Source organism: Luteibacter anthropi, from assembly GCF_011759365.1.
GTDB lineage: Bacteria > Pseudomonadota > Gammaproteobacteria > Xanthomonadales > Rhodanobacteraceae > Luteibacter > Luteibacter anthropi.
In genome coordinates this window covers 571,847-582,987 of sequence record NZ_JAARLZ010000002.1, presented here as the reverse complement: position 1 = coordinate 582,987, position 11,141 = coordinate 571,847, and the positions used below count along the sequence as shown (strand labels likewise).

General features: G+C 65.4%; 10 protein-coding genes. 8 read left to right on the top strand and 2 right to left on the bottom strand.

What is annotated here, in order from left to right; all coding sequences use genetic code 11:
- Nucleotides 1–259: 259 nt before the first annotated feature.
- From HBF25_RS05185 to gspD, 5 genes are all read left to right on the top strand, one after another.
- A complete protein-coding gene (locus HBF25_RS05185) occupies nt 260–1,564 on the top strand; it encodes a substrate-binding domain-containing protein (protein ID WP_166946865.1) in 1,305 nt (434 codons plus the stop codon).
- A 69-nt stretch (nt 1,565–1,633) separates the two neighbouring features.
- Entirely contained in the window at nt 1,634–2,089 is a 456-nt protein-coding gene (locus HBF25_RS05180) for a type IV pilus modification PilV family protein (RefSeq protein ID WP_166946864.1), read from the top strand.
- On the top strand, nt 2,086–2,727 hold the full coding sequence (locus tag HBF25_RS05175) for a prepilin-type N-terminal cleavage/methylation domain-containing protein (protein ID WP_166946863.1): 642 nt from the start codon (nt 2,086–2,088) through the stop codon (nt 2,725–2,727). Before HBF25_RS05180 ends, HBF25_RS05175 begins: the two co-directional genes overlap by 4 nt.
- A complete protein-coding gene (locus HBF25_RS05170) occupies nt 2,724–3,644 on the top strand; it encodes a type II secretion system minor pseudopilin (RefSeq protein WP_166946862.1) in 921 nt (306 codons plus the stop codon). Before HBF25_RS05175 ends, HBF25_RS05170 begins: the two co-directional genes overlap by 4 nt.
- Nucleotides 3,645–3,830: 186 nt before the next feature.
- Nucleotides 3,831–5,993: a type II secretion system secretin GspD gene (gene gspD / locus HBF25_RS05165; protein ID WP_341778043.1), complete on the top strand. Its 2,163-nt coding sequence runs from the start codon at nt 3,831–3,833 to the stop codon at nt 5,991–5,993.
- A gap of 39 nt (nt 5,994–6,032) precedes the next feature.
- On the opposite strand, the gene HBF25_RS05160 is transcribed toward gspD, so the two are convergent.
- Entirely contained in the window at nt 6,033–6,734 is a 702-nt protein-coding gene (locus tag HBF25_RS05160) for a hypothetical protein (protein ID WP_166946860.1), read from the bottom strand.
- Between the two features lie 135 nt (nt 6,735–6,869).
- Between HBF25_RS05160 and HBF25_RS05155 the strand changes: the two genes are divergently transcribed.
- A complete protein-coding gene (locus HBF25_RS05155; RefSeq protein ID WP_166946859.1) occupies nt 6,870–8,423 on the top strand; it encodes a protein adenylyltransferase SelO in 1,554 nt (517 codons plus the stop codon).
- On the opposite strand, the gene HBF25_RS05150 is transcribed toward HBF25_RS05155, so the two are convergent.
- On the bottom strand, nt 8,424–9,245 hold the full coding sequence (locus HBF25_RS05150) for an alpha/beta fold hydrolase (RefSeq protein WP_166946858.1): 822 nt from the start codon (nt 9,243–9,245) through the stop codon (nt 8,424–8,426). It lies immediately after the preceding gene.
- Between the two features lie 105 nt (nt 9,246–9,350).
- Here HBF25_RS05150 and HBF25_RS05145 point away from each other — a divergent pair, with 105 nt between their 5' ends.
- Both HBF25_RS05145 and HBF25_RS05140 read left to right on the top strand, forming a co-directional pair.
- Nucleotides 9,351–10,409: a methyltransferase gene (locus HBF25_RS05145; RefSeq protein WP_166946857.1), complete on the top strand. Its 1,059-nt coding sequence runs from the start codon at nt 9,351–9,353 to the stop codon at nt 10,407–10,409.
- On the top strand, nt 10,406–11,104 hold the full coding sequence (locus tag HBF25_RS05140) for a pseudouridine synthase (RefSeq protein ID WP_166946856.1): 699 nt from the start codon (nt 10,406–10,408) through the stop codon (nt 11,102–11,104). Before HBF25_RS05145 ends, HBF25_RS05140 begins: the two co-directional genes overlap by 4 nt.
- Nucleotides 11,105–11,141 lie beyond the last annotated feature (37 nt).

Genomic DNA, 11,141 nt, shown 5'->3' with positions numbered 1-11,141 from the left:
CTTGCACTGACGCCGAAAATGCGGATGTGCAGGCCGATGCGCATGCAAGGGCGAAAGCTTCGGCTTTCGCTCTTTTTTTGTGTGTGATGACAGTGAATATGACGGCGTATGGCGTAGTGAGGTGACTACGTAAAGCGGATGTGTATGCCGTCATCTAAGCAAAATAAATCACGACATGCGGAAGAAAACACGGCGTCACTGTAGAAGGCCACTCTTGTCGGGCCCCCATCTGGGGGGCTTCTATGCAAGGGGAAACACCATGCGTCATGCATTCTGCAATACCCGCATGAAGTTCGTTGCGGGCGCTGTTCTTCTGAGCCTCGCTTCGGTCTCGTTCGCACAGAGCGCCACGCTCGTCGGTGGCGGTGCCACCCTTCCGGCCGCCGGCTACGCTGGCAACACGGCCAACCGTCTGATGACGCCGAGCACGGGCACGCTGCTCGCCGCCTACGGCAGCGCCAACGGCGTCGGCACCACCTACTGCCAGACCGGCAGCGGCGGTGGCAAGAACATCCTCGCCGGAAGCGTCTCGGGCTTCAATGTGAATGCTGCTTGCGATGGCACCTCGCCCATCGGCTTCGGTGGCACCGGCCTCAGCCAGCCGCACTTCGTGGGTTCGGATTCGCCGCTCTCTGCGTCGGATTACTCGAACTACCTGGCCGGCCACACGGCCACTGGCGCCCAGCCGGTGCAGGCTCCGGCCGTCGCCGGTGCGATCGCCGTGGTCTTCAACAAGCCGCAGGTCCGCGCGCTGCGTCTGAACGAAAGCCAGGTTTGCCAGATCTTCTCCGGCAAGATCAAGAACTGGGAAGACGCTGCCCTCGCTTCGGCCATCGTCCCGATGCCGGGTCAGACCGTCACCGGCCCGATCAAGATCGCCTATCGTTCTGACGGCAGCGGCACCTCGTTCGCCTTCACGAACCATCTGTCGGCCAAGTGCGGCACGGATGCGACCTTCGGTGGCAATGGACAGGCCACGCAGTTCCAGACGAACCAGGATTATGCGACGGCCGCTGCGGCCTACCTGTCGTCCTACTCGTCCAGCGTCGGCGCCTCCGGCAACCCGGGCGTGATCACCGCGATCGGTGCCAACCAGGGCAGCATCGGCTACGCTGAAACCGCCAACTCGGTCCAGAGCGGCACCCAGCGCGCCAGCATCTCCAACGATAGCGCCGCCACCACGTTCGTCGATCCGGCCACCTTCGGCGGCCCGCTGCCGGTCACGGTGACCTACGACAAGATCATCGGCAGCAACAACGCCGCTGGCCGTCCGCAGCTCGCCAGCCTGTCGCCGGCCCCGGCCGTCGCCCAGTGCGTCGCCGTCGTCGATCCGGCTGCCTACGCCGTTCCGGCTTCGGGCTACCCGATCGTTGCCGTGTCCTACTTCCTGGTCAACGCGAAGGGCAACGGTGCGGATCTCGCGCACGTGCAGTCCCTGCTGATCTCGCCGTACAACACCACCGTGCGCTCGAACGTGACCAAGATCGGTGCGGGCCAGGGTCTGTCGTTCCTGACGGCTCCGGGCATCGACTCCTCGTTCGCCAGCCGTTGCGTCACGCAGTAATGAAGTAATCCGGAAGGACCCGGAATTCTGGAGGGAGGGGCATGGAGCCCCTCCCTTTTTCTTTTCGCAGTGCTGCTGAAACATGCGGATGCCACGCTTGCGGTGGATCGCCGACGGAGGAAGGGCGTGTTGCGCGAAAGGGGTTTCAGCCTGCTCGAAACGATCGCGGCCATCCTGCTGCTGTCGATCGCGTTTGGCGCACTGGTTCAGGTGTCCGGTGCGTCGACTCACCTGACGACGAAAGCCACGAAGCAAAGTCGCGCTGCCATGTGGGCAGACAGTAAGCTCGAAGCACTGGGACATGGCGAACCATTCATCGCCGGCCATAGCGAAGGGCGTTTCGACACGACGTTCCGCTGGGATATGACCATCACGCCGGCCGCCGAAGATACGAGTGACCTTCATCTGTATCGCGTCGATCTCGACGTGCTGTGGAAGGAGGGGATGACGACGGCAAGGTTGCATTTCATCACCTTGCGTCTCCAGGACGAAATCAAGCCTCGTGGAAAAGGCGGGGAGATATGACGCCGGCACGTGGCTTCAGTCTGCTTGAAGTGCTTGCGGCGCTGGCCCTGCTGGCCCTGTTGCTGCTGGGGGTGTACTCCGGGGTGAAGATGACCACCGTGAGCGTGCAGCGCGGCACATCGGCCATCGACCGGCTCGATGCCCTGCGCGGTGCAAGGGACTTCCTCCAGCGTGAATTGTCCGAAGCGACGGCCTTGCCATGGGCGGTGGATGAGAAGGGCAAACCTGTCGTGTTCAGCGGACGCTCCGATGAACTTCGCTTTGTCGCGCCACTGCCTGGTTACCTCGGGCAACTGGGTGCGCAGGTCGTGACCCTTCACCTGGTGGAACGCGAAGGTGCGCAGACCATGGAGGTGTCTTTCGGCACGCTTCCTACCAGTGTCGCGACGGCGCCGCCGGTATCGTCGGAAACGTTGCTTGGCGATCTGCGGGGCATGCGCTTCCGCTATGCCGACAAGGGTGGGGCCTGGTACGACCACTGGAGCGATCGTTCGACACTGCCGGCGCTGGTGGAGATCGATACGAACGACAAGGATCGCGACGCGGCATGGCCGACGCTGCGGGTGGCGCCGCGCGAGAGTGCGGCGGCATTGAATGGGGCAGCGATTGCCCGTGGCCTTGGCAGGGATCTGCAATGAGGCATCGGGGCACGCAGCGAGGGGTCGCCCTTCTGGTGGTCCTGTGGGCCTGCACGTTGCTGGCGATCATGATCGGTGGTTACGCCTCCCTGGCACGCGTGGAAGGAGAACAGACACGTTACGTGGCATCCATGGATCGTTCGCGTTACCTCGCCGAGGCGGGCATCATGCGTGCCATCCACGATCTCAACCTGCAACGGCGCAGCGATGCCGAACCGCCGCCGGCCGGTGCTCGCTGGGTGGGCGATGGACAGCCCTACGCGGTCACGATCGACCAGGCCGTGGTGACGGTGACCGTGGAAGATGAGAAGGGCAAGGTCGATCTCAATGCCGCCGACGTCGATATCCTGAAAGGCTTGTTCGTCGCCGCAGGAGCGGATACCGACCGGGCCACGCGGCTGGCATCCGAAGTGGAGTTCTGGCGCAAGCCTGCACGTTTTCCCGATCCGGATGCGCGCCGGCGATATGAGTCGTCGGGACGCACGTATGCACCACGGCAGGGGCCCTTCCCGTCGATCGATGAATTGCAGTCGGTGCTCGGCATGGACGCCGCCTTGTACGCACGGGTAGCCCCGGCCGTTACGCTTTGGTCTGAGCGACCACGTCCGGAGCCTTACTTCGCACCTCCCCTCGTGTTGTCCTCGCTGCCTGGCGTGGACGCCAGTGCGGTCGCGGCGTACGTCACCCAGCGTCGCAACGATCCGGCCGGCACCGGGCTGCCGGCCATGCTGGGCAGCGTGCCCGCCGGGTTCGCCCAGGGCTCGTCCGTCGTCACCATCCAGTCCACGGCAAAGGGCGAAGGGCAGATCGCGACGACGCTGCGAGTGACGGTGCGCTTCGACCAGCTCTTCCCCACGCGTGATCCGCGCATCCCCCTCTACACCATCCTGCGCTGGCAGAACGTGCCCCCGACCTGAACGGGAGGGTGTGTACCGGTCCCCGAGGCCTTGCGATTCGCAACATCTTGTTCCCGTCATCTCGTACTGCGACACTCGACCTCTATGCGCCCACATCTTCCAGCTTCGTTCGCTCTCGCGGCCCTCATTGCCGGATGCTCCACGCTGCCGCAACCCAGTGACGATGGCGCACTGCAACGCGAAGCCATGGCTGGCACCGAAAAACCCGCTCCCGGTCCGCTCGCGATACTGGGTTCCGGCGTTGTCCAGCAGCCCGGGGTGATGCATCCGCAGATCGAGCGCGGCACCGGCCAGTTCGTGAAGCCGGTGGGTCTTGCCACGCCGAAACCGGCGGTGCAGGGCGCGGGCACGGTCACCTTCAACTTCGAGAACCAGCCGGTCGAGGCGGTGGTGAAGGCGATTCTGGGCGACCTGCTGCACGAGAACTTCTCCATCGTGCCGGGCGTGCAGGGCAACGTGTCCTTCTCCACGTCGCAGCCGGTCACGGCCGAGGAGGCCTTGCCCATTCTCGAAACCCTGCTGTCGTGGACCGGCAATGCCCTGGTCCGCACCAACGGCCGTTACGTGGTGATGCCCACGAAGGATGCCGTGCCGGGCAACGTGGTGCCCAGCATCGGCGCGACCGCGCCCATTGGCGGCTTGCAGGCACGGTTGTATCCGCTGCGCTTCATCTCGGCCACCGAGATGCAGAAGCTCATCAAGCCGTTCGCACGGCCCGATTCGATCCTGCTGGCCGACCCCACGCGCAACGTGCTGGTGATGGCGGGTACCACCAGCGAGCTGGACAACTACAACCGCACGGTGAAGACGTTCGACGTGGACTGGCTCAAGGGCATGTCCGTCGGGGTTTTCAGCATGCAGCGCGCGCAGGTGAAGGAGCTCACGCCCACGCTCGACAAACTGTTCGGTGAAAAGGGCAACACGCCCATGGCGGGCCTGCTGCGCTTCATTCCCATCGAGCGCACCAACTCCCTGGTGGTGATCAGCCCGCAGGTGGCGTACCTGGAGGAAGTGAAGGGCTGGATCGACCGCATCGACAGCGGTGGTGGCAACGAGCCCCAGCTGTATGTCTACGACGTGCGCAACGTGCAGGCATCGGATCTGTCCGATTACCTCACCGACATCTACGGCAGCAGCTCCGGTGGTCGTTCAGGCGATCGTGGCGGTCGCGTGGGGCCGGGCCTGAATTCAGGCACGATCGGCGGTGGCGACAGCGACCTCGGTAATCGTGGTGGCTCGGGCCTGGGCAGCACCACGGGGGCATTCGGCAATAGCGCGTCGCCTTCCGGTTCGTCGACGGGGTCGTCGATTGCCGCGGGTGCCAATGGTGCCGGCGGGGGCGCATCGGGCGGCGCGGTGACCAGTGGCCTTGGTGACAGCAGTTCGGACAGCAGCGGCAGCGGCTCGGCGCGTCACTCGTCGGGTACCACGGAAGACGGCGTGCGCATCTCCTCCGTCGATGGCAGCAACCAGATCATGGTGCGCTGCCGGCCGTCGCAGTGGAACGAAATCGAAAAGGCGATCCGGCGCCTGGACACCGTGCCTCTTCAGGTGCAGATCGAGACGCGCATCCTCGAAGTGACCCTCTCGGGCAGTTTCCAGTTCGGTGTGCAGTGGTATCTGGAAGGCTTGGTGGGTGGTAAGAACGGCTCGGTAGGACAGCCCGGCAACAAGCAGCAGTGGGCGCTGGGCAACGGCGGAAACGTTTACAACCCGCAGACCGACAGCTTCTTCTATTCTTTCGTCAACAACGAGCTTTCGGTCGCCATCCGCGCGATGGAAACCAACGGTAATACCAAGGTTCTCTCCGCGCCATCGCTGGTGGTGCTGAACAACCAGAAGGCGCACATCCAGGTGGGTGACCAGATCCCCATCACACAGACCTACATCAACACCAACTCGAACACGAACAACACCGTGGGCCAGGTGGAGTACAAGGACACCGGCGTGATCCTCAACGTGCGACCGCGCGTGAATCCCGGTGGCCTTGTCTACATGAACGTGAACCAGGTGGTGAGCTCGCCGGGCCTGAAGGACGCCAACACGGGCAACTTTCCCATCCAGCAGCGTGAAGTGGCAACGCAGGTGGCGGTGCAAAGTGGTCAGACCGTACTGCTCGGCGGACTGATCAAGCAGACCGAAGACCTCACCGACACAGGGATTCCCGGACTCAACCGGATACCCGTTTTCGGCAGGTTGTTCGGCACCACCAGTCGTGGACGCAAGCGCACGGAGTTGATCGTGCTCATTACGCCGCGCGTCATCACCAATGGCGACGAGGCCCGCAAGGTCACCGACGAATACCAGCAGAAGTTTGAATCGTTGCGGCCGGTCCGGCCCAACGGCTGACGAGAAGCCTGCATTCGCATCGCGATGCAGGCGTGCTTTTTAGCGATTCCCTGGCGTGCCGCCCGATGACGGAAGCGCCCGGATCGGGCTTTCGTCATCCATCTGTCCGTCGACCGACGAGGCGACATAGGGCATGGGCCAGGTGTGTCGCAGGTCGGGCATGCCAGGCACCGTGGTGGGCTGGGGCATGGGCAGCGGCATGCGCGCCCCCGGCGTGTCGCCCGTGGCATCGCCCACGATGGCGATCACGCAGTCACCGCTTTCCTGCGACGTGCCGAATGAAAGCCGGCCCCAGGACATCTGCATCATCAGATAGCGATTGGGCAGCATCGACGGCGCGGTGGGCAGGCGGGTGTCCGTGCCCGTCACGTGGAACGCGGCGGAAAGCTCCGCGCGCGAGAAGCACGGCCGCTGCTCCAGCTGGATGGAAGTGAAGCGGACCATGGACACGTCGCCACCCTCGTCGAAACCGCGCGCCTCGAAAGCGCTCACCCGGAAACCGTCGCGGGTGACGAAGGGCTCGCTGCGCACGATCTGTGGCGGTGCGTCCTGGGTGGCGTGCAGGCCGCCCGGCAGCTTGCGCGAGAGCATGTCCATGGCGTTGGGCAGCGTGCCCATCGTGCCGTTGATCAGCTCCACCAGGGTCTTGTCGCTGCGCTGGATGGCGGCCACGGGCTGCGCGCCGGCGGTCATGGCCAGGGTGGCGACGAGCAGGGCGGCGAGCGGGCGGTACGGACGCATGGGGCGCGGCGGCATGGAATCGGGGGCGCTAGTTTGCACGAGTTCGGGGCCGGCGGGAGGGCAGACATGACGAAAGGGCTTGCATGGCGCCCAGGCGCCCGGATATTCCACTGAACGTTCCAGTGTCCGATGCCGATGACCGATCCCCGTTTCGATAATGCCTTCGTCCGCGAGCTGCCTGCGGACCCCTCGGACCTGAACACGCCACGCCAGGTCGAAGGCGCGGCGTACTCCTTCGTGGCGCCGACGCCCGTGGCTGCGCCGCGGCTGGTGGCGGTGTCGACCGACGTCGCCACCATGCTGGGCGTGGACCCGGCGCGGCCCGACTTTGCGGCCGTGTTCTCGGGCAATGCCAGCCTGCCGGGCATGACCGGCTATGCCATGGCCTATGGTGGACACCAGTTCGGGCAGTGGGCGGGGCAACTGGGCGATGGCCGGGCCATTGGCCTGGGTGAGGTGCTCACCGCCAGCCACGGTCGCCAGGAAATCCAGCTCAAGGGAGCCGGGCGCACGCCTTACTCGCGCGGTGCTGACGGCCGCGCGGTGTTGCGTTCGTCCATTCGCGAATTCCTGTGCAGCGAAGCCATGCATCATCTGGGCGTGCCGACCACCCGGGCGCTGTCCCTTGTGACCACTGGCGATGACGTGGTGCGCGACATGCTCTATGACGGCCACCCGGCTGCCGAGCCGGGCGCCATCGTCTGCCGGGTGGCGCCCAGCTTCATCCGCTTCGGTTCATTCGAGCTGCCCTCGTCACGCAACGACATCGACCTGCTGCGCAGGCTGGTGGACTTCACCATCGCCACGCACTTCCCTGCGATCCAGGCCTTGCCGGCCGCGGAACGCCTGGCGGCCTTCTATCGCGACGTGTGCGAGCGCACAGCCCTGCTGATGGCCCACTGGATGCGCGTGGGCTTTGTCCATGGCGTGATGAACACGGATAACCTGTCCATCCTGGGGCTCACCATCGACTACGGCCCCTATGGCTGGGTCGACGACTTCGACCCCGACTGGACACCCAACACCACCGACCGCCGCCAGAAGCGCTACCGCTTCGGCCATCAACCCAGGATCGCCTGGTGGAACCTGCAACGGCTGGCGCAGGCGCTGGCGCCGCTGTTCGATGGCGCGGAGGCGCTGCAGGCGGGGCTGGATCACTACGTGGCCACCTTCGAAGCCACCGATGCGGCGTTTGCCCTGGCAAAGCTGGGGCTACTGGAAAGTCGGCCCGGGGATGAGGCGCTCATCGAGGATTTGCGTAGCCTGCTGGCTGCGGGAGGCATGGACATGACCATCTTCTACCGCGACCTGTCGAAACTCGATATCGATGCCCCTCATGTCGGCGTCGTGGGTTTCGCGTTCTACGAAGAGGCCCGCCGGGCCGCCATCGCGGAGCCGCTGGACGGCTGGCTGCGCCGCTATGCCACCCGGGTCAGGGAAGAAGGTGCGCCGGAAGGCGAGCGCATGGCGCTGATGCACGCCTCGAATCCGCGTTACGTGTTGCGCAATTACCTGGCGCAGCAGGCCATCGACCGGGCGGAACAGGGCGACGACGAAGGCATCCATGAATTGCAGGATGCCTTGCGCCGCCCGTATGACGACCAGCCCGGCCGGGACCACCTGGCTGCGCGCCGGCCGGAGTGGGCGCGCAACCGGGTGGGGTGCTCGATGCTCTCGTGCAGCAGCTGATCAGCTGCGGGCGAAGGCGAGCAGGTCGGTGTTGAACTGGTCCTGGTGGGTGACCACCAGACCGTGCGGGGCACCGGGATACTCCTTCAGGGTGCCGTGCTTCAGGCGCTTCACGCCGGCACGGGCGGCGGCATCGATGGGCACGATCTGGTCGTCGTCGCCATGGATCAGCAGCACCGGCACGTCGATCTTGTCCAGGTCGGGGCCGTAATCCACCTCGGAGAACTCGTGGATGCAGGCGTACTGTCCGTAGAGGCCGCCGAGCATGCCCTGGCGCCAGAAGTCGTCACGGATGCCCTGGGATTCCTTGGCATCGGCGCGGTTGAAGCCGAAGAAGGGCGTGGTGAGGTCCTTGTAGAACTGCGAGCGGTCGTCCCACACACCCTTGCGGATGCCGTCGAACACGTCCTTCGGCAGGCCGCCGGGGTTGGCGGTCGTTTTCAGCATCAGCGGCGGGACGGCGCCCACGAGCAGGGCCTTCGCCACGCGCTTCGTGCCATGGCGGCCCATGTAATGGGCGATCTCGCCGCCGCCGGTGGAGTGGCCGACGAGGATGATGTCCTTCAGGTCCAGCGCGTCGATCACGGCAGCCAGGTCGTCGGCGTAGGTGTCCATGTCGTTGCCGGTGGCGGTCTGGGTGGACCGGCCATGGCTGCGGCGGTCGTGCGCCACCACGCGAAAGCCGTGGTCGACCATGAATTTCATGGGCACGTCCCAGGCGTCGGCGCACAGCGGCCAGCCATGCGAGAAGACCACGGGCTGGCCCTGTCCCTGGTCCTTGTAGAAGATCTCGGTACCGTCTTTCACTCGTACGAAGGGCATGGCATGACTCCTTTGAGATGAGAAGGGTGGGCGGACGGACATCGGGACTCCCGACAGGAGAAGCTAGAATGTCCGGCCACGATCCACAATGAGTCTGTTTCCCACGTGTCTGCCGGTTCCGCTTCCGACGCCGCCCTCGAGGCACTGTTCGTTCCCTTCGCCACGGGCGAACTGGCACTCCCGCCCAAGGGTGACCTGCTCCTGCTGCGTGCGCGTGACGGCTTCGCGCTGCGCGAGCACCGCCGGCCGGGCTGGACGATGCAGCAGTCGTTCAAGCCGGCCGCCGATGCACTGGCCCGCTCGGGTTTCGAGGTTGTGGCCGAGCCGCCCGAAGGCCGGTTCGCCACCGTGCTGGTGCTGCCCACGCGTCAGCGCGAGGAAACCCGTGCCCTGTTCGCCCAGGCGATGGCGCGGCGGGCGGAAGGCGGCATCGTGCTCGCGGCGGTGCCGAACACGGAGGGGGCGAAGACGGCCGAGGGCGATCTGGCCCTGCTATCGGGCGGCGTGAGCACCGTCTCCAAGCACAAGTGCCGGATCTTCTGGGCACCCCCCGGTGCCCAGGCCGACGAGGCGCTGATGGCGGCGTGGCTGGGCCTCGATGCACCGGTAACGATTGCGCAGGGCCGCTTCACCAGCCGGCGCGGCCTGTTCGCATGGGATCGTATCGATATCGCATCGGCACTGCTTGCCGAAGCACTGCCTGTCGATCTCTCGGGGCGGCTGGCCGACCTGGGCGCCGGTTTCGGTTACCTGGCCTGCGAGGCGATCACCCGCTGCCCAGGCATCGTCGCGGCCGACCTGTTCGAGGCGGAAGGCCGCGCACTCGCGTCGGCCCGTGAAAATCTCGCCGCCACGATTGCCCGTAGCGGGCGCGCCGTGGAGACGACCGTGCACTGGCACGACGTCACGCAAGGTGTGCCGGGCAGCTATGACGTGGTGGTGTCCAACCCGCCGTTTCATCAGGGGCATGCCGGCGAACCCGACCTCGGCCGGGCATTCATCGTTGCCGCAGCGCGGGCGCTGGCGCCGAAGGGACGATTCTTGATGGTGGCCAACCGCCACCTGGCCTACGAAACCACGCTTGCCGCGCATTTCGGCGCGGTGCGTACCGTCGTCGATCGCGACGGATTCAAAGTGATTGAAGCAAAGGAGCCTCGCCGATGAAACTCGTACGCCTTCTGGCGAACCTCGGCTATGGCAGCCGCAAGCAGGTGGCATCGATGTTCCGCGAGGGACTGGTCACCGATGCGTCGGGTGACGTGCTGTATGCCGACGACAAGATGGAACACGCCGATGTGCGTTTCGACGGCGAGCCGCTCGATCCGCCACAAGGCATGATCCTCATGCTGAACAAGCCCGCGGGCTATACCTGTTCACGCAAGGACGTGGGGCGGCTGGTCTATGAGTTGCTGCCGCCGCGTTTTTCCCAGCGCAATCCGGTGCTGTCCACCGTGGGGCGCCTGGACCGTGATACCTCGGGCCTGCTGCTGTTTACCGATGACGGCCCGCTGCTGCATCGCATCATCTCGCCGCGCTCGTCGGTGGCGAAGATCTACGAAGCCACGCTCGCATCGGATCTACGCGGCGACGAGGGCGGGGTCTTCGCAGCGGGCACGCTCATGCTCGACGGCGAAACCGATCCGCTGGAGCCGGCAACGCTTGAGGTGCTGGGGCCACGCCATGCGCGGTTGACGCTTACCGAGGGGCGTTATCACCAGGTGCGTCGCATGTTCGCCGCCGTGGGCAATCACGTGGAAACGCTGCACCGGCCGGCGCTTGGCGGCCTGTCACTGGGCGATCTTCCGACCGGCCAGTGGCGCCTGCTCACGGCCGATGATGTACGTGGCTTGTTTGGATAAGCCGTTTCGGTATGGACGCATCGTGCACGCCGGGTGC

What these genes read in the sequence shown, in the direction of transcription:
- HBF25_RS05185 (WP_166946865.1), top strand. Translation starts at nt 260, where the DNA reads ATGCGTCATGCATTCTGCAATACCCGCATGAAGTTCGTTGCGGGCGCT.
- HBF25_RS05175 (WP_166946863.1), top strand. Translation starts at nt 2,086, where the DNA reads ATGACGCCGGCACGTGGCTTCAGTCTGCTTGAAGTGCTTGCGGCGCTG.
- HBF25_RS05170 (WP_166946862.1), top strand. Translation starts at nt 2,724, where the DNA reads ATGAGGCATCGGGGCACGCAGCGAGGGGTCGCCCTTCTGGTGGTCCTG.
- gspD (WP_341778043.1), top strand. Translation starts at nt 3,831, where the DNA reads ATGGCTGGCACCGAAAAACCCGCTCCCGGTCCGCTCGCGATACTGGGT.
- HBF25_RS05160 (WP_166946860.1), bottom strand. Translation starts at nt 6,734, where the DNA reads ATGCGTCCGTACCGCCCGCTCGCCGCCCTGCTCGTCGCCACCCTGGCC.
- HBF25_RS05155 (WP_166946859.1), top strand. Translation starts at nt 6,870, where the DNA reads ATGACCGATCCCCGTTTCGATAATGCCTTCGTCCGCGAGCTGCCTGCG.
- HBF25_RS05150 (WP_166946858.1), bottom strand. Translation starts at nt 9,245, where the DNA reads ATGCCCTTCGTACGAGTGAAAGACGGTACCGAGATCTTCTACAAGGAC.
- HBF25_RS05140 (WP_166946856.1), top strand. Translation starts at nt 10,406, where the DNA reads ATGAAACTCGTACGCCTTCTGGCGAACCTCGGCTATGGCAGCCGCAAG.